The organism is Streptomyces glomeratus, from assembly GCF_021462825.1.
Classification (GTDB): Bacteria; Actinomycetota; Actinomycetes; order Streptomycetales; family Streptomycetaceae; genus Streptomyces; species Streptomyces glomeratus.
The window spans coordinates 15,682-36,466 of record NZ_JAKEEB010000010.1 but is presented as its reverse complement, the minus strand read 5'-3'; the positions used below and the strand labels follow the sequence as shown (position 1 = coordinate 36,466).

The following is a 20,785-nucleotide window of genomic DNA, read 5'->3' as shown; positions in this document are numbered from 1 at the left end:
CATGGACCACCGCCTCTCCCCCGAGCTGGAGGAACTCCGGCGCACGGTCGAGGAGTTCGCACACGACGTCGTGGCGCCCAAGATCGGCGACTTCTACGAGCGCCACGAGTTCCCCTACGAGATCGTCCGCGAGATGGGCCGCATGGGCCTGTTCGGGCTGCCGTTCCCGGAGGAGTACGGCGGCATGGGCGGCGACTACCTGGCGCTGGGCATCGCCCTGGAGGAACTCGCCCGTGTGGACTCCTCGGTGGCCATCACCCTGGAGGCGGGCGTCTCGCTGGGCGCGATGCCGGTCTACCGTTTCGGCACAGAGGCCCAGAAGCGGGAGTGGCTCCCGCGGCTGTGCTCCGGCGAACTCCTGGGCGCCTTCGGCCTGACGGAGCCGGACGGCGGTTCGGACGCGGGTGCGACGCGCACGACGGCGCGGCTGGACACCGACACGGACGAGTGGGTGATCAACGGCACGAAGTGCTTCATCACCAACTCGGGCACGGACATCACCGGCCTGGTGACCGTCACGGCCGTCACCGGCCGCGCACAGGACGGCCGTCCGCAGATCTCCTCGATCATCGTCCCGTCCGGCACACCGGGCTTCACGGTCGCGACCCCCTACTCGAAGGTGGGCTGGAACGCGTCGGACACCCGTGAGCTGTCCTTCGCGGACGTGCGTGTCCCGGCCGCGAACCTGCTGGGCGAGGAGGGCCGCGGCTACGCCCAGTTCCTGCGCATCCTGGACGAGGGCCGGATCGCGATCTCGGCACTGGCGACGGGCCTGGCGCAGGGCTGTGTGGACGAGTCGGTGAAGTACGCGAAGCAGCGCCATGCGTTCGGCCGTCAGATCGGCGCGTACCAGGCGATCCAGTTCAAGATCGCCGACATGGAGATGAAGGCCCACACGGCCCGCCTGGCCTGGCGCGACGCGGCGTCCCGTCTGGTCTCCGGGGAGCCCTTCAAGAAGGAGGCGGCCCTGGCGAAGCTCTACTCGTCGACGGTCGCCGTCGACAACGCCCGCGACGCCACCCAGATCCACGGCGGTTACGGCTTTATGAACGAGTATCCGGTGGCCCGTATGTGGCGCGACTCCAAGATCCTGGAGATCGGCGAGGGCACGAGCGAGGTCCAGCGCATGCTGATCGCGCGGGAGCTGGGGCTGGCGGGCTGAGCCGCGCCCGCAAGGAGGGGCCCGCGCCGCACAGGCGCGGGCCCCTTCGCGTGGGCGGGGCCCCCTCGCGAAGGGCGGGTGCCCCTTCGCGTAGGGCGGTCTCTTCGCGTATGAGGGGTGGTCAGGCGTCGCCCCTCCCCGCTTCCCCGCCCCCTGGACAGGAAGTGAGGTTAGGCTAACCTACCTTCGAACTCGTCCGGCGGATGCTCCGCCCCGTTCGAAGGCAGCACACCCATGTCCCATGCCCATGCCACCCGTCTCTCCCGCCGCGGCATCCTGGCCGCCGGCGGCGCCCTCGGCCTCGGCGCCGTGCTCGCGGCCTGCGGGGACGACAAGGGCAGAAACGAACGCCCGGGCAGCGGGAAGAGCGCGGGCAAGGCGGGCCCCTGGTCGTTCAGGGACGACCGAGGGCAGACGGCCAAGGCGGACAAGGTCCCCACGGGCATCGTCGCGTTCATCGGTGTCGCGGCCGCGCTGCACGACTACGGCGTCGGCGTGAAGGGCGTCTTCGGTCCGACGAAGACCAAGGACGGCAAGGCCGACGTACAGGCCGGCGACCTCGACATCGACAAGGTCACGGTCCTCGGCAACGAGTGGGGCCAGTTCAGCATCGAGAAGTACGCGGCCCTCGCCCCCGATCTGCTCGTCACCACGATGTTCGACGGCGCCGGCACGCTGTGGTACGTCCCGGAGGAGTCCACGAAGAAGGTCCTCGCCGTGGGCGCCCCCAGCGTCGGCGTCTCCGTCTACGACCGCCCGCTCACCGAGCCGCTCCAGCGGATGCTGGAGCTCGCCGAGTCGCTCGGCGCGGACACCGCCTCCGTGAAGACCGCCCAGGCGAGGAAGCGGTTCGAGGACGCGGCCGCCCGGCTGCGCGCGGCCACCAAGGCCAACCCCGGCATCAAGGTGCTGGCGGGCTCCGCGAGCCAGGACGTCTTCTACGTCTCCGGCTCCGACCTCTCCATCGACCTGGAGTACTTCAAGGCCCTCGGCGTGAACTTCGTCGAGCCCCCCGCCTCCGCCCTGAAGGCGAGCGGCGGCTGGTTCGAGAACCTGAGCTGGGAGAACGTCGACAAGTACCGCGCGGACGTCATCATGATGGACAACCGCAGCTCGGCCATCCAGCCCGCCGACATCACCGAGGCGACCTGGAAGAAGCTTCCCGCGGTCAAGGCGGGCCAGGTCATCGCCCGCAACCCCGAGCCGATCCTGTCGTACGACAAGTGCGCCCCGCTGCTCGAGGACCTCGCCAAGGCCATCGAGACGGCCAGGAAGGTCGGCTGAACTCCCCCTGACGGCACCTCAGGAGCACATATGACGACGGCCGTAGCCGCTCCGTTCCGTTTCTTCTCCCTCCAGGTCGTACGGACGAGGCGGCTCGGCCCGTCCGTCGTCCGTATCACCTTCGCGGGGGACGATCTGCGCGCGTTCCACTCCGACGGACGCGACCAGAGCCTGTCCCTCTTCCTTCCGCATCCGGGCCAGAGCGAGCCCGCCGTGCCGATCGAGCTCGGCGACCTCTGGTGGCAGGGCTGGCGCGAACTGCCCGACGACGTGAGGGCGGTGATGCGCTCGTACACCCTGCGGGCCCTGCGGCGCGTGCCCGGCGAACCCGATGAGATCGACATCGACTTCGTACTGCACGGAGTGGAGCCGGGCGCCCACGTCCCGGCGGGTCCGGCCTCGCGCTGGGCCTCCCGGGCCGCCCCCGGCGACCGTGTGGTCCTGCTCGGCCCGGCAGTCGAGGACAACCGCGCGATCCGCTTCCGTCCGCCCGAGGACACCGACCTGGTGCTGATCTGGGCCGACGAGACCGCCGTGCCCGCCGCCTCCGCGATCCTTCAGTGGCTGCCCGCGGGCACACGGGCCGGCGTCTGGCTGGAGGCGGCCCACGCCCGTGACATCCAGGACCTCGCGACCGAGGCCGATGCCGAGATCACCTGGCTCGTCCGCGGCGCAGGATCCCCCACGGCGCTCGCGGCCCTGCGCAGCGCCGAACTCCCCCGCGCACAGGCGCCGTACGTCTGGATCGCGGGGGAATCCGGCCGGGTCAAGGAGCTGCGCCGGCACTTCGTGGGCGAGCGCGGGATCGACCGCCGGCGCGTCACCTTCGTCGGCTACTGGCGGCAGGGGCTGAGCGAGGAGCAGCTGCGCGCCGAGGAGTGAGGCCGTTCACGGGGGGCACGGTGATCCGAGATCAAATTTAGGTTAGGCTAACCTAAGTTCACAAGGCGACTCCGCCTCTCATCCGTCCCGCACGGACTGTCCCCACCGGAGGACCCCCACATGCGCTCGCACCTGCTCAACGACCTGACCGCGGAGCACTACCGCCGCTCCGTGACCGAAGGAGTCGAGCGGGTGGCCGCCAAACTCGCCACCGCCGACCGTCCGTTCACCGGCGCCACGGTCGATGCCCTCGCCCCCCGCATCGAGGGCATCGACCTGGACCGCCCGCTGCACGACACCACCGCGGCCCTGGACGAGCTGGAGGAGCTCTACCTCCGCGATGCCGTCTACTTCCACCACCCGCGGTACCTCGCCCACCTCAACTGCCCGGTGGTCATCCCGGCCGTCCTCGGCGAGGCCGTCCTGTCCGCCGTCAACTCCTCACTGGACACCTGGGACCAGTCGGCGGGCGGCACCCTCATCGAACGCAGGCTCATCGACTGGACCGCCGGGCGCATCGGCCTCGGTCCCGCCGCCGACGGCGTGTTCACCTCCGGCGGCACCCAGTCCAACCTCCAGGCGCTGCTGCTGGCCCGCGAGGAGGCCAAGAGCGACGATCTCGCCAGGCTGCGGATCCTCGCCTCGGAGGTCAGCCACTTCAGCGTGCAGAAGTCGGCGAAACTGCTCGGTCTGGGCGCCGGCTCCGTCGTCCCCGTCCCGGTCGGCGCCGACAAGCGCATGCGGACCGTCGCCCTCGCCCACGAGCTGGAGCGCTGCGTCCGGGACGGCCTGATCCCGATGGCCGTCGTCGCCACCGCGGGCACCACCGACTTCGGCTCCATCGACCCGCTGCCCGAGATCGCCGGGCTGTGCGCCCGGTACGGCACCTGGCTGCACGTGGACGCGGCCTACGGCTGCGGACTGCTCGTCTCGCCCGCCCGCCGCCATCTCCTCGACGGCATCGAACGCGCCGACTCGGTCACCGTCGACTACCACAAGTCCTTCTTCCAGCCGGTCAGTTCGTCCGCCGTGCTGGTCCGCGACGCCGCCACGCTGCGCCATGCCACCTACCACGCGGACTATCTGAACCCCCGCCGCATGGTCACCGAGCGCATCCCCAACCAGGTCGACAAGTCGCTCCAGACCACCCGGCGCTTCGACGCCCTCAAACTGTGGATGACCCTGCGTGTGATGGGTGCCGACGGCATCGGCTCCCTTTTCGACGAGGTCTGCGACCTGGCACGCGAGGGCTGGCAGCTGCTGGCCGCCGACCCCCGCTTCGACGTCGCCGTCGAGCCGCAGCTGTCCACCCTCGTCTTCCGCTACATCCCGGCGGCCGTGACCGACCCCGCCGGAATCGACCGCGCCAACCTTTACGCCCGCAAGGCCCTGTTCGCCTCCGGCGACGCCGTGGTCGCGGGCACCAAGGTCGCCGGCCGCCACTACCTGAAGTTCACCCTGCTCAACCCCGAGACGACGGCCGGCGACATCGCCGCCGTACTCGATCTGATCGCCGGCCACGCCGAGCAGTACCTGGGAGAGTCCCTTGACCGCGCATCCTGACACCCCCGACACCGTCCACGACTTCGTGGGGATCGGACTCGGTCCCTTCAACCTCGGCCTCGCCTGCCTCACCGAGCCGATCGACGGACTCGACGGCGTGTTCCTGGAGACGAAGCCCACCTTCGAGTGGCACTCCGGAATGTTCCTGGAGGGCGCCCACCTCCAGACCCCCTTCATGTCCGACCTGGTCACCCTGGCCGACCCCACCTCTCCGTACTCCTTCCTCAACTACCTGAAGGAGCGCGGGCGGCTGTACTCGTTCTACATCCGCGAGAACTTCTACCCCCTGCGCGTCGAGTACGACGACTACTGCCGCTGGGCGGCCTCGAAGCTGAGCTGCATCCGCTTCGGCACCACCGTCACCGAGGTGACGTACGAGGAACAGGACGCCGTGTACGTCGTACACACGCGGGAGGGTACCGTCCACCGGGCCCGCCACCTGGTCCTCGGCACCGGCACCCCGCCCCACATCCCAGAGGCGTGCCGGAGCCTGGCAGGCGACGCCATCCACAACTCCCGCTATCTGGACCACAAGCACCGGCTCCAGGCCAAGGAGTCGATCACTCTGGTCGGCAGCGGCCAGTCCGCCGCCGAGATCTACTACGACCTGCTCAGCGAGATCGACGTCCACGGCTACCGGCTGGACTGGGTGACCCGCTCCCCGCGCTTCTTCCCGCTGGAATACACCAAGCTCACCCTGGAGATGACCTCTCCGGAGTACGTCGACTACTTCCACGCCCTGCCCGAGCAGACCCGCTACCGCCTCTGCGAGCAGCAGAAGGGCCTGTTCAAGGGCATCGACGGGGACCTGATCGACGAGATCTTCGACCTGCTGTACCAGAAGAGCCTCGACGGTCCGGTGCCCACCCGTCTGCTCACCAACTCCACGCTCACCGCCGCCCGTCACGAGGACGGCATGTTCACCCTCGGCTTCCGCCAGGAGGAGCAGGAGAAGGACTACGAGCTTCGCTCCCAGGGGCTGATCCTCGCGACCGGCTACCGGTACGTCGAGCCGGAGTTCCTCAAGCCCGTCCGCGACCGTCTGCGCTACGACGGGCACGGCAACTTCGACGTGTCCCGCAACTACGCCATCGATGTGTCGGGCCGGGGCGTGTTCCTGCAGAACGCCGGCGTCCACACGCACAGCATCACCAGCCCCGACCTGGGCATGGGCGCCTACCGGAATACGTACATCATCCGGGAGCTGCTCGGCACCGAGTACTACCCCGTCGAGAAGACCATCGCCTTCCAGGAGTTCGCCGTTTGACATCTCCCCGCCCTACGGGGCGGGACTCCAACGGCTCGCGCCAAAGGATTTCCTGCCTCATCGCCGACCGCCCGCCCGGAGGGTTTCCGTTGAGGTCTTACACCGGCTCCACAGGCCGACACCGCCTGCCCGGCGGCCAGGATGGTCTGTGCAGCGTTGTGGTCCCGGTCGAGGACCACGAGTTCGGTCCGTACCAGGCGCACTCGGGAAACTCGCCACCTGTACCGGACCACGCAATCGCATTCCCGTCTCAAAGACGATCACCCACACGGCCCAGGAGTCCCCAATGAGCACCGCCCCTCTGATGGGCACCCTCGCCTTCCGCCCCCTCGACCCCCTCGAGGACGCCGAACTCCTGCACGGCTGGCTCACCCACCCCAAGGCGGCCTTCTGGATGATGCAGGACGCCCGGCTCGAGGACGTCGAGCGCGCGTACATGGAGATCGCGGCCGACCGGCACCACCACGCGTTCCTCGGGCTGCACGACGGCGAACCCGCCTTCCTGATGGAGCAGTACGACCCCGCCCACCGGGAACTCGTCGGCCTGTACGAGCCCCGGCCCGGCGACGTCGGCATGCATTTCCTCGTCGCCCCCACCGACCGGCCCGTGCACGGGTTCACCCGGGCCGTCATCACCGCCGTGCTGTGGCACCTTTTCGAGGACCCGGCCACCGAGCGGATCGTGGTGGAGCCCGACGTGCGCAACACGGCCGTACACGCGCTGAACGCCGCCGTCGGTTTCGTGCCCGACCGTGAGATCACCAAGCCGGAGAAGACGGCGCTGCTCAGCTTCTGCACCCGCGACCGGTTCGAGCGGGCGGTGACGGGATGAACCTCGCCGACGCCGTGGCCCACCTCTCCCCCGAGCGCTGGGAGCAGGCCAACCGTCTGCTCATACGCAAGGCGCTGGCCGAGTTCGCGCACGAGCGGCTGATCACCCCCGAACCGGGGGACGACGGCCACTACGTCGTCCTCAGCGACGACAGGCTCACCCGCTACCGGTTCAGCGCCACCCTGCGCGCCCTCGACCACTGGCGGATCGCCCCCGAGTCGATCACCCGCCACCGTGACGGTGCCGAACTTCCGCTGTCAGCCCTGGACTTCTTCATCGAGCTGAGGACTTCGCTGGGCCTGAGTGACGAGATCCTGCCCGTCTACCTGGAGGAGATCTCCTCCACGCTCTCCGGTACCTGCTACAAGCTCACCAAGCCGGAGATCACCTCCGCCGCACTCGCCCGGAGCGGCTTCCAGGCCATAGAGACCGGGATGACCGAGGGCCACCCCTGCTTCGTCGCCAACAACGGGCGGCTCGGCTTCGGCATCCACGAGTACCTGTCGTACGCGCCCGAGACCGCGAGCCCCCTTCGGCTGGTGTGGCTGGCGGCGCACCGCTCACGGGCCGCGTTCACGGCGGGCGTGGGCCTGACCTACGAGTCGTTCCTGCGGCAGGAGCTGGGGGCCGCGACCCTGGCACGCTTCCACCGGCACCTCACCGACCAGGGCCTGGACCCGGCGGACTACCTCCTCATCCCCGTCCACCCCTGGCAGTGGTGGAACAAGCTCACCGTCACCTTCGCCGCGGAGGTCGCCCGCCGGCACCTCGTCTGCCTCGGCGAGGGTGACGACGAGTACCTGGCCCAGCAGTCCGTACGGACCTTCTTCAACCGCGACAACCCCGGGAAGCACTATGTGAAGACGGCCCTGTCCGTCCTCAACATGGGCTTCATGCGGGGTCTCTCGGCCGCCTACATGGAGGCGACCCCGGCAATCAACGACTGGCTGCACGGGCTGATCGAGAGCGATCCGGTACTGAGGTCGACCGGACTGACGATCCTGCGCGAGCGGGCGGCCGTCGGCTACCGCCATCCGGAGTACGAGGCGGCCACCGACCGCACCTCCCCGTACCGCAAGATGCTCGCCGCCCTGTGGCGCGAGAGCCCGGTCGCCTCGCTCCAGGAGGGCGAGACCCTGGCGACGATGGCCTCCCTGGCCCATGTCGACCATGAGGGTGCCTCCTTCGCGGGGGCGTTGATCGAGCGGTCCGGACTCGCCCCGGCCGAGTGGCTGCGCCACTATCTGCGGGCCTACCTCACCCCGCTGCTGCACTGCTTCTACGCCTACGACCTCGTCTTCATGCCGCACGGCGAGAACGTCATCCTCGTCCTTCAGGACGGTGTGGTGCGGCGCGCGGTCTTCAAGGACATCGCGGAGGAGATCGCGGTGATGGACCCGGACGCGGTGCTGCCGCCGGAGGTGGCACGGATCCGGGTCGAGGTCCCGGAGGAGCACAGACTGCTGTCCGTCTTCACGGACGTCTTCGACTGCTTCTTCCGCTTCGTCGCGGCGAACCTCGCCGACGAGGGCATCCTGGAGGAGGAGGACTTCTGGCGCACGGTCGCCGAGGTCGTGCACGAGTACCAGGACGCGAACCCGCACCTCGCCGAGCGGTTCCGGCGGTACGACATGTTCGCCCCGGAGTTCGCCCTGTCCTGCCTCAACCGGCTCCAGCTGCGCGACAACCGGCAGATGGTGGATCTGACGGACCCCTCGGGTGCGCTCCAGCTGGCCGGGACCCTGAGGAATCCGATCGCGGGCCGCTGACCCCCACGGGGCGGGCGGGTACCCCGGTGTACGGTCCACCGGGGTGCCCGCCGGCGGGTTCACCGCCCCTCGTGCGGCCTACGGCGCGAGCCTCGGGTGGCCTGTCACGCGGGCCAGGGCACCTGCGGCGACCGGTAGTACCCGATCCCCAGCGCCTCCCACCGCGGTCCCTGCGCCGCGAGCCGCACCCGGTACGCGTCCCAGTCGTGTGTGGCGGCCGGCGACCAGCCCAGCTCGGCCACGCCCGGCAGCCGTGGGAAGGTCATGTAGTCGATGTCGGCGTCGGTGACGATCGTCTCGGACCACAGCGGCGCCTCGACGCCGGCGACCGCAGAGGCCGGGGCGCCCGGCAGATAGCCGCCGGGATCCCAGTCGTAGGACCGCTGGACCTCCACCAGCCCGGCCCAGTCCTGTCCGAGGGGCGTGTCCTCGGTGTACTTCATGTCGAGGTAGACCCGGTCGGCCGGGGACAGGATCAGCCGGGTGCCGTTCCGCGCGGCCTGCGCGACCTGGGCCTTCTCCGCGGCGCTCGTGTCGTCGAGCCCCCAGTACTGGGCGAGCGCGCCCTTCGCCGGGTGCGCTCCGGTCAGCTGATGCCACCCGATCACGGTCTTGCCGTACCTGGCGACGATCGGCTGCACCCGGTCCATGAACGCCACATAGTCGGTGTGGCCGGTGGAGTGCGCCTCGTCGCCGCCGATGTGGAGGTAGCGGCCCGGGGTGAGGGCCGCGAGTTCCCGCACGACGTCGTCCACGAAGTCGTACGTCACCGCCTTGGGCACGCACAGCGAGCTGAAGCCGACGTCGGTGCCCGTGTAGAGCGGGGGTGTGACGCCGTCGCAGTTCAGTGCGGCGTACGAGGCGAGGGCGGCATTGGTGTGGCCGGGCATGTCGATCTCGGGGACGACCTCCACATAGCGGGAGGCGGCATGGCGGACGATCTCCCGGTACTGCGCCTTGGTGTAGAAGCCGCCAGGGCCGCCGCCGACCTGGGTCGAGCCGCCGTAGGTGGCAAGGCGCGGCCAGGAGTCGACGGCGATGCGCCAGCCCTGGTCGTCACTCAGATGCAGATGCAGGGTGTTGATCTTGTAGAGGGCCAGTTCGTCGACGTACCGCTCTACTTGGGCGACCGTGAAGAAGTGGCGGGAGACGTCGAGCATGGCGCCGCGGTAGGCGTAGCGCGGCGAGTCCGTGACGGTGCCGCCCGCGACGGTCCACGGGCCGGGCTGCACGGTCTTCTTCTCGACGGACGCGGGCAGCAGCTGACGCAGGGTCTGCACACCGTGGAAGAGGCCGGCGGGGCGGCGGGCGGTGATGGTCACGCCCCCGGTGCCGCTCGAGAGCCGGTAGCCCTCGTCGCCGAACGGACCGCTGCCGAGGGTGAGTCTGATGCCTCCGGTGCCGCCCGTGGTGACCGGGAGGCTGTAGCCGGTGGAGGGCCGCAGGGCGCCCGCGAGGTACTCGCCGATTCGGCGGGTCTCGCTCGTGCCGTCCACCCGGATGCGCGTGCCCTGGGTGATCTTGTACGGGGATCCGCCCGCCTCGGCCGAGGCGGGCGCCGGGACCACCCGGTCGAAGGGGGTGGCGGTGGTGCCGCGGGCGGCCGCGGCGGGCTGGGTGCCGACGCCGACGGTGAGTCCGGCCGTCGCGACGAGCAGCAGCGTTCCGAGGATGCGGGGCGTTCTGTGGTGCTGTGACACATGCGCTCCCTTCCACGCGGACCCAGGGGTCGCCCGGACTGGACGAGATGGGTATAGACCACTCTCCCCGCACCAGGAGGGGAATCAATCCCCCGACGGCGGAAATCAGCCCGTGGCGGGAGGTGCTGAGGGCCGGTGAGTCAGTCAATGCCGAGCGGGCGGCCCTCGGCACCGATGCGAGAGCCGCCCGCCGTTCCCGCGCCCGTCCTGCGGGCGCGGGAGTGGCCCTACTTCGCGCGGCGCGCCACCGTGAAGTGGTCGACCTGCTCACCCGACTCGGCGATGCCGCGCACCGTCAGGGTGGCGTAACGGCCCTTGGGCGCCGGGGTGACGTCGACGCGAAGGAACGAGTAGTCGAGGTAGCGCACGCGCGACCAGGCGACCGTCTCGTTCTGCCTGCCGTCCTTGGTGTTGATGAACGAGGCGACCGAGTCCACCTCGTTCTCGTGGCCCTCGTACGACAGCGGGGCGCTGAACGCGTACAGGCTGCGGCCCGCCGCGCCCGCAGTGACGTACACCACACCCTCGGTCTCGGGGTACGCCGTACCGCCGATCGGCAGCTTCTTGGCGACCGTGCCCGCCTTGATGACGTCGGTGCGCTCGTACTGGTGGTTGTGTCCGTTGATGACCAGGTCCACGGAGTACTTCTCGAACAGCGGTACCCACTCCTGGCGCACGCCCCCCTCCGAGGCGTGCGCGGTGGAGGTGCAGTACGCGCAGTGGTGGAAGAAGACGACGACGAAGTCGACGTCCTCGCTGGCCCGGTACGTCTTCAGCTGCGCCTCGAGCCACTTGGTCTGGGTGCCGCCCGAGATGCCGAGGTTGGCCGGGATCTCGAAGGAGATGTCGTTGGCGTCCAGCGAGATGACGGCGGTGTTGCCGTAGACGAAGGAGTAGACGCCCGGGAGGTTCTTCCGGTCCGGTCCGTTGTCCGGCAGGGTCCAGCGGGCCTCCTCGCCGCCGTAGCCGTTGGGCGAGTACCAGGCCTCCATGTCGTGGTTGCCGTAGGCCGGCATCCACGGGACCTGCTTGGCGACCGACTCCGTCTGGTACAGGAACTGGTCCCACACGCGCGAGTCGAAGCCGGTGTCGGAGGTCTTGCCCTGGCCCGCGGGGTCGCCGTAGGCGATGTCGCCGGCATGCAGATGGAAGGCCGGGTTCTGGCCGAGCAGCAGGCTGTTGTTGGCCAGGGCGTGGTAGCTGACACCCTCGTCGCCGAAGGCGGTGAAGGTGAACGGCTCGTTGTGGGCGGGAGCGGTGGTGAAGGTGCCGAGGGTGCCGAGCAGGTGCCGCTCGGCCGGGTCGAAGCCCGCGTGGCCGACACCGTAGTAGTAGGTCTTGCCGGGGCGCAGGTTGGTGAGCTTGGCGTGCAGGTAGTACTGGGTGTGGTCGCCGCTGGCGCCGACGCCCGCCGGTGTGTAGAGGGTGCGGACCTCGGCGGGGATCTTGCGGCACAGGTCCCAGGGGTGGGCGCCGATGCGGATGAACGGCTTCTTCACGGCGACCGGGACCTGCCAGGAGACGGTGATCTCGGTGCGCGGGTCGTTGCCGAAGGCGAGGTGGCGGCCGAAGGGGGCGACGAGGGCACCGTCGACGGACTCGGTCGCGGGGGCCGTGCGCTGGGCCGGGACGGCGGCCTGGGCGGTGGCGCCCGGTACGAACGCGCCACCCGTGACGGCGCCCAGGGTCACGGCGCCGCCTCTGATCATCGTGCGCCGGGAGAATCTCGAGCGCAGGTACTCGTGCTGCTCCGCCATGCTCATGCGGCCGGCGAGCTTCTCAGGTACTCCCATACGAGGTATGTCCATGTGGCCTGAAGTTCCTCCACATCAGCAACGTGGCGCAAGACACAGAATGGACAGCCGTCGAACACGGACCCATGAGAGTTCCAAGGGGCGTCTACCCGAAATCGGGCACGATTCTTGCGATTCCGGCGCTTGTACCGCAGGATCTACCGGGTGCACGACGAACTTGTTGATCATCTGACGCGGTCCACGACCCTGAGCCGGGGCGAGGCGCTGCGTGTGGTCCAGGACGTGCTCGCCTATTTCGACGAGACGATCGAGGAGTTCGTCCGTCGTCGCCACCGCGAGCTACAGGCCCAGGGCCTGGTGAACGCGACGATCTTCGAGCGGATCGAGGCGGATCTGAGGTACCGCGCGGTCGCACCGCCCGAGCTTACGCTCCGCCAGCTGCGCCGCATCGTCTACGGCTGAGACGCGACACCACGCGACTGACAGACCGTAGGAACAATTCACCACAACGGGGACAGAGAGAACTAAGGACATATATGTGCGGAATCGTCGGATACATCGGTAAGCGCGATGTGGCCCCGCTTCTCCTGGAGGGTCTGCAGCGGCTGGAGTACCGCGGCTACGACTCGGCGGGCATCGTCGTCACGTCCCCCAAGACGGCCGGCCTGAAGATGGTCAAGGCCAAGGGCCGGGTCCGCGACCTTGAGGCCAAGGTCCCCGCGCGCTTCAAGGGCACCACCGGTATCGCCCACACCCGCTGGGCCACCCACGGCGCCCCCTCCGACGTGAACGCCCACCCGCACATGTCGGCCGACCACAAGGTCGCCGTCGTCCACAACGGCATCATCGACAACGCCTCCGACCTCAGGAAGAAGCTGGAGGCGGACGGCGTCGAGTTCCTCTCCGAGACCGACACCGAGGTCCTCACCCACCTCATCGCCCGCTCACAGGCCGAGACCCTGGAGGAGAAGGTCCGCCAGGCACTGCGGGTGGTCGAGGGCACGTACGGCATCGCCGTGATGCACGCCGACTTCGCCGACCGCATCGTGGTCGCCCGCAACGGTTCCCCGGTCGTCCTCGGCATCGGCGAGAAGGAGATGTTCGTCGCCTCCGACGTCGCCGCCCTGGTCGCCCACACCCGCCAGATAGTGACGCTGGACGACGGCGAGATGGCGACGCTGAAGGCCGACGACTTCCGTACCTACACCACCGAGGGCACCCGTACGACGGCCGAGCCGACCACCGTGGAGTGGGAGGCCGAGTCGTACGACATGGGCGGCCACGACACCTACATGCACAAGGAGATCCACGAGCAGGCCGACGCCGTGGACCGGGTGCTGCGCGGCCGCATCGACGACCGGTTCTCCACCGTCCACCTGGGCGGTCTCAACCTGGACGCCCGCGAGGCGCGCGCGGTGCGCCGGGTGAAGATCCTCGGCTGCGGCACCTCGTACCACGCCGGCATGATCGGCGCCCAGATGATCGAGGAGCTGGCCCGTATCCCCGCGGACGCCGAGCCCGCCTCCGAATTCCGCTACCGCAACGCGGTCGTGGACCCCGACACCCTCTACGTGGCGGTCTCCCAGTCCGGTGAGACCTACGACGTGCTGGCCGCCGTCCAGGAGCTGAAGCGCAAGGGCGCGCGGGTGCTCGGCATCGTCAACGTCGTCGGCTCGGCGATCGCGCGTGAGGCGGACGGCGGCATGTACGTGCACGCCGGCCCCGAGGTGTGCGTGGTCTCCACCAAGTGCTTCACCAACACCACCGTGGCGTTCGCGCTGCTGGCGCTGCACCTCGGCCGCACCCGGGACCTGTCGGTGCGCGACGGCAAGCGGATCATCGAGGGCCTGCGGAAGCTGCCCGAGCAGATCTCCGAGATCCTCAAGCAGGAGGAGGAGATCAAGGAGCTGGCGCAGCAGTTCGCGGATGCCCGCTCGATGCTCTTCATCGGCCGGGTGCGCGGCTACCCGGTGGCCCGTGAGGCCTCGCTGAAGCTGAAGGAGGTCTCGTACATCCACGCCGAGGCCTACCCGGCCTCCGAACTGAAGCACGGCCCGCTGGCACTGATCGAGCCGGCCCTGCCGACGGTCGCGATCGTGCCGGCCGACGACCTGCTGGAGAAGAACCGCGCGGCCATGGAGGAGATCAAGGCCCGCAGCGGCAGGATCCTCGCGGTCGCCCACGAGGAGCAGGAGAAGGCCGACCACACGATCGTGGTCCCGAAGAACGAGGACGAGCTGGACCCGATCCTGATGGGCATCCCGCTCCAGCTCCTCGCGTACCACACGGCACTGGCGCTGGGCCGGGACATCGACAAGCCCCGGAACCTGGCCAAGTCGGTGACGGTGGAGTAGCGGCTCCCCTCCCTCTCACGATCGCGTCCGGCGACCGCGTCCGAAGCGGTGAACGACCCCCTGTGCGCCACCAGCACAGGGGGTCGTTCCCTCACGGGACCGGGGCCGCCCTTCCCCGGCCCGGCGCTGCCTCAGCCGGCGGCCGTCACCCCCCGGCCGGCAGCACGTCGCGGCAGGGACGTCGGCCACTTGGCCAGCACCGCCGTCGCCGCGTACCAGGCGACCGCGCCCGCGGCGACCGCGCACCAGCCGCCGGCCTTGCCGAGCGCGTCGTTGCCGGCGAAGCGGGCGACGGCCAGCAGCACCAGCGAGACGCAGAGCAGACCGTAGGTGCCCTGGCCGAGGACGTCGCCGGCCGCTCCGAGCGCCAGGCTCAGGGCGACGAGGGCGAACAGCAGGAGGAAGAGTCCTGCCGCGTTGTCGGACACCTGGCCACCCGCCGTGACGGCCCAGGTGAACCACAGGGCACCGAGCGCCGAGAACGCCGTACCCGTTGCGGTGTCGCGGTCGCGGAAAGCGAGCAGTCCGGCGAGGAACAGGGCAACGCCGCCCACGTAGTGGGCCAGTGACACGGCGTCGGCCGTCGTCACACCGTCGATCACCTTGGTGGTTCCGAGACCGAAGGCCAACAGCGTTATCCCGAGAGCGAGTCGGCCGACGATCGAGGTGGTGCTTCCCGCAGAGACGTCGTTGTCCACGGCGGGCTCCCTTCTTGTCCTGCACGTACGGTCGTGCGGTGAGCGATATATGCCCTTCACAAGGGCACAAACACCTCTACGCGCGAGTAGGTTCAGGCGTCCGCACAAGGGGGTTGGCACTACCCACGCCTCATCTCACCTGAGACAACGGCGAGTTGCGGTTGCACAACGCCGGGGTCGCAGCGGGGCCGAGGAAGCCGGGCGATCCCGGGGAAGTCAGGGAATGACGACGACGGGGCGTCGCGCGCGCTTGGCGAGGCGGCCGGCGACCGAGCCGAAGATACGGCCGACGATGCCGTGCGTGGAGCCGACGACGATCGCGTCCGCCTCGTACTCCCGGCCCACCTCTTCGAGTTCGTGGCAGATGTCGCCGCCGCGCTCCACCAGGATCCAGGGCACCTCGGCGAGATGTTCCGCGCAGGCCAGCTCCAGCCCGAGGACCTCCGTGCGGTGGTCCGGCACGTCGACGAAGACCGGCGGCTCACAGCCCGCCCACACCGTGGTGGGAAGCCGGTTGGCGACATGGACGATGATCAGACCCGAACCGGAGCGGTGGGCCATGCCGATCGCATAGGCGAGCGCGCGCTCGCTGGAGGTGGAACCGTCGAAGCCGACCACCACACCGTGCTTGAAGGCGGGGTCGCAGGACGGGCGTGACTCTTCCGCCGCCAAGGGCTCGGCCGCCGTGGGGTCGGCGACGCGGCGCTTGCGGTCCGCGGGATCGAAGAATTCGTGACCGGCCATGAGTGTCTCGGCGTTGTGATCCTCGTGGGTGGGACGACACTGTACGGCGGAGCTGTGTCCGGGAAACATCTTCCCAACCCCATACCCCCAAGGGTACGGCGGCACGCCTCCTCGGCCCAGATCCTGCGCACTCCCCGTGTTCTCGACTTCACTCGAACCAGGGGACCCTCATCACTGGGTTCCAGGGAGCATGCACGAGAGGACGCCCGTCACGCAATGGTTGCTGCCTCGTACAGCCGGTTTGCACAGGGTTCACCGAGCAACCAGGGCGGCGGCCCGGTTTCCGCGGTAAGAGCCCGGACAGTGGGCGACCGGTCGCACACACGGTCACCGGCGATCGACCGGCGCACGCCCTGCCGTCGGTGACCGACCGGCGCCCGCACCTCGCCCCCGGGACCGACCGGCGCGCCCCCAGTGACCGACCGCCCTCGGACGCGTTGATTCCGGTGACCCACCGCCTCAGGGAGCCCGCCGTGTCCGCACCCCGCCCCGCCCCCCGGAACCGCCCGGCGCCGGACACGGCGACCGTGGTGATCCGCTGGGCCTGCTTCACCTGTGCGCTGGTTCCCGTGGTCCTCGTCTGGAGCGGCACCTCGGTCGCCGGTGCGATCAGCGCCACCCTCGGCCTGGCGGCGGTCACCTGGGCCTGCCGCGCGCTTCTGCGGCAGTGCGAGCGGGGCGCGGCACGGTCGGCAGGCGAGGATCGCCCATCCCGCCCCGTCCGGTCCGGAGCGGCCGGAGCGGGGGCGCGTAGGGGCGGGCGGAACGGGGGAGCGAACACTCCGGTCGACTGACCGGTTTCCGCGCACGCCCCCGCCTCTTTTCAGCCAACTTCTTGCACCCGTGCATCAGGGGGTCGAACGGCCCCCCACCCCCCGTTCCACCTGCACCGAAAGGGTCCTGGAGGGCTCCCGCACCCTATGGGGATTGGCCACTGGGACGAGGCGCACTTCCCTGCACGGCCCACGAGTGCAACCCTTCGTGATCGAATGCTTCACGCCAAGTTGCCATGTCGACAATGTGCCGGATGGTGAACTGGTCACGCCGGCATTGCGGGACACAGTAAATTCGATCATGACTGTCTTACGGCGGGGGACTCGTGCAGGACCGAGGGGAAACGTGCAGGAGCGACACAACCGAGGAGCCGCGACCACCAAGGGTGGCTTAGCAGGATGAGCCACGACTCCACTGCCACAGCGGATGCCGGGGCCCGGAAACTGTCCGGGCGACGCCGCAAGGAGATCGTCGCGGTGCTGCTGTTCAGCGGCGGCCCCATCTTCGAGAGTTCCATACCGCTTTCGGTGTTCGGGATTGACCGCCAGGACGCCGGAGTACCGCGCTACCGACTGCTGGTGGCCGCCGGAGAGGAAGGCCCACTGCGGACCACAGGGGGCCTGGAACTCACCGCGCCGTACGGACTCGAAGCGATCTCACGGGCGGGCACCGTCGTGGTGCCGGCCTGGCGTTCGATCACTTCGCCGCCGCCGGAGGAAGCGCTCGACGCACTGCGCCGAGCGCACGAGGAGGGTGCCCGCATCGTCGGGCTGTGCACCGGCGCCTTCGTCCTGGCCGCGGCCGGGCTGCTGGACGGGCGACCGGCCACCACCCACTGGATGTACGCGCCGACGCTGGCCAAGCGCTATCCGTCGGTGCACGTCGATCCACGAGAGCTGTTCGTGGACGACGGCGACGTACTGACGTCGGCCGGCACGGCGGCCGGTATCGACCTCTGCCTCCATATCGTGCGCACGGACCACGGCAACGAGGCGGCGGGCGCGCTCGCCCGGCGCCTGGTGGTCCCGCCGCGCCGCAGCGGCGGTCAGGAGCGCTACCTCGACAGGTCTTTACCTGAGGAGATCGGCGCCGACCCGCTCGCGGAGGTCGTCGCCTGGGCGCTGGAACATCTCCACGAGCAGTTCGACGTGGAGACGCTGGCCGCGCGCGCGTACATGAGCCGACGGACGTTCGACCGCCGCTTCCGCTCGCTCACCGGCAGCGCGCCGCTGCAGTGGCTGATCACCCAACGGGTGCTTCAGGCGCAGCGGCTGCTGGAGACCTCCGACTACTCGGTCGACGAGGTCGCCGGACGCTGTGGCTTCCGCTCCCCGGTGGCGCTGCGCGGGCACTTCCGGCGCCAGCTCGGTTCGTCGCCGGCGGCGTACCGGGCCGCGTACCGGGCGCGCCGCCCCCAGGGCGACCGGCCGGGGGACCCGGACGGCCCCGGAGGGTCCGCGACGCCACATCTGGTGCAGGACGCCGCCCCCGTTCCGCTCCAGACCCGCCGCACGGCGGCCGCGAGCGCGCTCGGGCACCCGACGTCCCTGTCCACGGACCACCACGGCAGGCACGTCGACCACCCGGGCAGGCATGTACCGGAGCTGTACGCGGCGAGCCGCCCGAGCCTGCCGGGGCAGCGCAGCGCGCACTAGCAGCGCGGCCGGCCCGGGGAAGGGCGGGATCCGTGAGGCGGTACTACGTATCGGCGTAGTACCGCCTCACGGCCCCGCCCTTCCGGCGCACTCGCGCCGTCCGCCCGGGGTGGCCGCCAGGGCCCTCCCCCCGATCCGCGTCATACGCCGCCATGCGCCACCATGCACCGGCCATGCACCAGCCATTCACCGCCCCGCACTGCCACGCACTGCCACGCACGGTCACTGCACGGGCGGTCCGCACGGCCGTGGCGGGCCATAAGGTGGGACACATGAACGATCGCATGGTGTGGATCGACTGCGAGATGACCGGACTCTCGCTGTCCGACGACGCGCTCATCGAGGTGGCCGCGCTGGTCACCGACTCCGAGCTGAATGTACTCGGCGAGGGCGTGGACATCGTGATCCGGCCGCCGGACACGGCGCTGGAGACGATGCCGGAGGTGGTGCGTCAGATGCACACCACCTCGGGACTGCTCGACGAGCTGGCAGCCGGCACGACGCTCGCGGACGCCGAGGAGCAGGTTCTCGCGTACGTACGGGAACACGTCAAGGAACCGGGCAAGGCGCCGCTGTGCGGCAATTCCGTCGGCACGGACCGCGGCTTCCTGGCCCGCGACATGCCGACGCTGGAGGACTATCTCCACTACCGGATCGTGGACGTCAGCTCGATCAAGGAACTGGCCCGGCGCTGGTACCCGCGGGCGTACTTCAACAGTCCCGAGAAGAACGGCAACCACCGGGCGCTGGCCGACATCCGCGAGTCGATCGCGGAGTTGCGCTACTACCGGGAGGCGATCTTCGTGCCGCAGCCGGGCCCGGACTCGGACACGGCGCGCACGATCGCCGCCCGGCACGTGCTGCCCGCGCGATAGCGGCCTCGACGGGGCCCGAACGGGCCCCGGAGAAACGCTGGCGCGAGCACCCCTTCGGACCCTGTACACTTTTTCTCGGCCGGTGCGGGAAACAGAAGACACCGGTCATGGTGGGTGTAGCTCAGCTGGTAGAGCACCTGGTTGTGGTCCAGGATGTCGCGGGTTCGAGTCCCGTCACTCACCCTCAGTAGCCAGCCGGTGGCCCGTGGGAGCGGGAACCGGCTGGACTGCGTTTCGGCCGCCGACTCCCCAGGGGCTCAGGGCGCACGCTCCGCAGCGCTCACCGTACGCAATCAGGGCGCCGGAAGCCTCCGCGCCTCAGGAAGAGTCCCGCCGCACCAGTTCCGTCGGCAGGACCAGCCTGCGGCGCTCCGGGTCGCGTGACGACGCCGGGCGGCGGTCCGCTATCTCCTCCAGGAGGAGGTCGGTCATCGCCCGGCCCATCTCCTCGATCGGCTGGCGCACGCTCGTCAGGGGCGGATCCATATGGCGGGCGATCGCCGAGTCGTCGTAGCCGACCAGCGCCACGTCGTCGGGGATACGGCGGCCCGCCTCGCGCAGTACCTGACGGGCACCGGCCGCCATCACGTCCGACTCCGCGAACACCGCGTCCAGACGAGGCCGGCGCGCCAGCAGTTCCGTCATGGCCCGGCGGCCGCCCTCCTCCGTGAAGTCACCGGGGAGGATCAGGGTCTCGTCCACCGCGCGGCCCGCGTCCCGCAGCGCGTCCCGGTAGCCGTCGACGCGCCGCTGGGCGCCGTAGACGTCGAGACGTCCCGTGATCGTGGCGATGTGCGAACACCCGCGGGCGATCAGGTGCTCGACCGCCGAGCGGCCGCCGCCGTAGTTGTCGGAGTCCACCGACGGCAGCGCCTCGTGCTCCGAGCGGGGGCCGCTGATCACCGCCGGGATCTCCAGCTGGGCGAGAAGGTCCGGCAGCGGATCGTCCGCGTGCACCGACACCAGCAGGACGCCGTCCACCCGGTGCGCCGCCAGATACTGGGCCAGCCGGCGCCGCTCACGGTCGTTGCCCGCGAAGATCAGCAGCAGTTGCATCTCCGTGTCCGACAGCTCGGCCCCCACACCCCGGAGCATGTCCGAGAAGTACGGCTCGGCGAAGAAGCGGGTCTCCGGCTCGGGGACCACGAGAGCGATGGCGTCCGTACGGTTGGCGGCCAGCGCCCGCGCCGCCGTGTTCGGCACATAGCCGAGTTCCGCGACCGCCGCCTCGACCGCCGCGCGCGTCGCGTCACTGACCCGGGGCGAGCCGTTGATCACCCGGGACACCGTGCCGCGTCCGACACCGGCGCGTGCGGCCACCTCTTCCAGGGTGGGCCGGCCACCGCTCCGGCCCCGCGCTCCGTGGCTTGCCATGGGGCTCCGCCTTCCGCCGTACTCTCACGCCGGCCTGGAATCTAACAGCCGTCTCCGCCGCGGTGATCGTCGCGACGGGCCACCGGACCTCGGAGGAC

General features: G+C 70.0%; 17 protein-coding genes and 1 tRNA gene. 13 read left to right on the top strand and 5 right to left on the bottom strand.

The window, feature by feature from the left end; translation table 11 throughout:
• The first annotated feature begins 1 nt into the window (after position 1).
• From LZ604_RS14625 to LZ604_RS14590, 7 genes are all read left to right on the top strand, one after another.
• Positions 2–1,162: an acyl-CoA dehydrogenase family protein gene (locus tag LZ604_RS14625; protein WP_234515523.1), complete on the top strand. Its 1,161-nt coding sequence runs from the start codon at positions 2–4 to the stop codon at positions 1,160–1,162.
• A 234-nt stretch (positions 1,163–1,396) separates the two neighbouring features.
• Positions 1,397–2,446 (top strand): ABC transporter substrate-binding protein, encoded by a 1,050-nt coding sequence (locus LZ604_RS14620; RefSeq protein WP_234515522.1) that lies wholly within the window; start codon positions 1,397–1,399, stop codon positions 2,444–2,446.
• Positions 2,447–2,476: 30 nt separating this feature from the next.
• Complete coding sequence (locus tag LZ604_RS14615; RefSeq protein WP_234515521.1) at positions 2,477–3,328, top strand: siderophore-interacting protein; 852 nt, start codon at positions 2,477–2,479, stop codon at positions 3,326–3,328.
• Between the two features lie 120 nt (positions 3,329–3,448).
• Entirely contained in the window at positions 3,449–4,891 is a 1,443-nt protein-coding gene (gene desA, locus LZ604_RS14610) for a lysine decarboxylase DesA (RefSeq protein WP_234515520.1), read from the top strand.
• Entirely contained in the window at positions 4,875–6,158 is a 1,284-nt protein-coding gene (locus LZ604_RS14605) for a lysine N(6)-hydroxylase/L-ornithine N(5)-oxygenase family protein (RefSeq protein WP_234515519.1), read from the top strand. The genes desA and LZ604_RS14605 overlap by 17 nt, the downstream gene beginning before the upstream one ends.
• A gap of 286 nt (positions 6,159–6,444) precedes the next feature.
• Positions 6,445–6,990: a GNAT family N-acetyltransferase gene (locus LZ604_RS14595; protein ID WP_234515518.1), complete on the top strand. Its 546-nt coding sequence runs from the start codon at positions 6,445–6,447 to the stop codon at positions 6,988–6,990.
• Positions 6,987–8,759 (top strand): IucA/IucC family protein, encoded by a 1,773-nt coding sequence (locus LZ604_RS14590; RefSeq protein ID WP_234515517.1) that lies wholly within the window; start codon positions 6,987–6,989, stop codon positions 8,757–8,759. Before LZ604_RS14595 ends, LZ604_RS14590 begins: the two co-directional genes overlap by 4 nt.
• Before the next feature lie 104 nt (positions 8,760–8,863).
• On the opposite strand, the gene LZ604_RS14585 is transcribed toward LZ604_RS14590, so the two are convergent.
• Together LZ604_RS14585 and LZ604_RS14580 are read right to left on the bottom strand one after the other, a co-directional pair.
• Complete coding sequence (locus LZ604_RS14585) at positions 8,864–10,459, bottom strand: beta-N-acetylhexosaminidase (RefSeq protein WP_234515516.1); 1,596 nt, start codon at positions 10,457–10,459, stop codon at positions 8,864–8,866.
• 227 nt (positions 10,460–10,686) lie between these two features.
• Positions 10,687–12,252 carry a purple acid phosphatase family protein gene (locus LZ604_RS14580; RefSeq protein WP_234515515.1) on the bottom strand — a complete coding sequence of 522 codons (1,566 nt, stop codon included), beginning with the start codon at positions 12,250–12,252 and terminating at the stop codon, positions 10,687–10,689.
• 165 nt (positions 12,253–12,417) lie between these two features.
• Between LZ604_RS14580 and LZ604_RS14575 the strand changes: the two genes are divergently transcribed.
• Both LZ604_RS14575 and glmS read left to right on the top strand, forming a co-directional pair.
• On the top strand, positions 12,418–12,675 hold the full coding sequence (locus LZ604_RS14575; RefSeq protein ID WP_234515514.1) for a hypothetical protein: 258 nt from the start codon (positions 12,418–12,420) through the stop codon (positions 12,673–12,675).
• 74 nt (positions 12,676–12,749) lie between these two features.
• Positions 12,750–14,567 (top strand): glutamine--fructose-6-phosphate transaminase (isomerizing), encoded by a 1,818-nt coding sequence (glmS, locus tag LZ604_RS14570; RefSeq protein ID WP_234515513.1) that lies wholly within the window; start codon positions 12,750–12,752, stop codon positions 14,565–14,567.
• A gap of 131 nt (positions 14,568–14,698) precedes the next feature.
• Here glmS and LZ604_RS14565 read toward each other — a convergent pair whose 3' ends face one another.
• Both LZ604_RS14565 and LZ604_RS14560 read right to left on the bottom strand, forming a co-directional pair.
• On the bottom strand, positions 14,699–15,265 hold the full coding sequence (locus tag LZ604_RS14565) for a GPR1/FUN34/YaaH family transporter (protein WP_234515512.1): 567 nt from the start codon (positions 15,263–15,265) through the stop codon (positions 14,699–14,701).
• 216 nt (positions 15,266–15,481) lie between these two features.
• Positions 15,482–16,009, bottom strand: a complete 528-nt coding sequence (locus LZ604_RS14560; RefSeq protein ID WP_234515511.1) for a universal stress protein — start codon at positions 16,007–16,009, stop codon at positions 15,482–15,484.
• Positions 16,010–16,482: 473 nt separating this feature from the next.
• Here LZ604_RS14560 and LZ604_RS14555 point away from each other — a divergent pair, with 473 nt between their 5' ends.
• The 4 genes from LZ604_RS14555 to LZ604_RS14540 all read left to right on the top strand — a co-directional run bounded on the left by LZ604_RS14555 (position 16,483) and on the right by LZ604_RS14540 (position 19,496).
• Entirely contained in the window at positions 16,483–16,803 is a 321-nt protein-coding gene (locus LZ604_RS14555; RefSeq protein ID WP_234515510.1) for a hypothetical protein, read from the top strand.
• A gap of 378 nt (positions 16,804–17,181) precedes the next feature.
• The gene (locus LZ604_RS14550; protein WP_234515509.1) at positions 17,182–18,438 is read left to right on the top strand and encodes a helix-turn-helix domain-containing protein; all 1,257 of its coding nucleotides are present in this window, start codon (positions 17,182–17,184) and stop codon (positions 18,436–18,438) included.
• Positions 18,439–18,710: 272 nt separating this feature from the next.
• Positions 18,711–19,313, top strand: coding sequence for an oligoribonuclease (gene orn / locus LZ604_RS14545; RefSeq protein ID WP_234515508.1), 603 nt, complete (start codon positions 18,711–18,713; stop codon positions 19,311–19,313).
• A 110-nt stretch (positions 19,314–19,423) separates the two neighbouring features.
• Positions 19,424–19,496 (top strand) — tRNA-His (locus LZ604_RS14540).
• Positions 19,497–19,631: 135 nt separating this feature from the next.
• On the opposite strand, the gene LZ604_RS14535 is transcribed toward LZ604_RS14540, so the two are convergent.
• Positions 19,632–20,687, bottom strand: a complete 1,056-nt coding sequence (locus LZ604_RS14535; protein WP_234515507.1) for a LacI family DNA-binding transcriptional regulator — start codon at positions 20,685–20,687, stop codon at positions 19,632–19,634.
• Positions 20,688–20,785 lie beyond the last annotated feature (98 nt).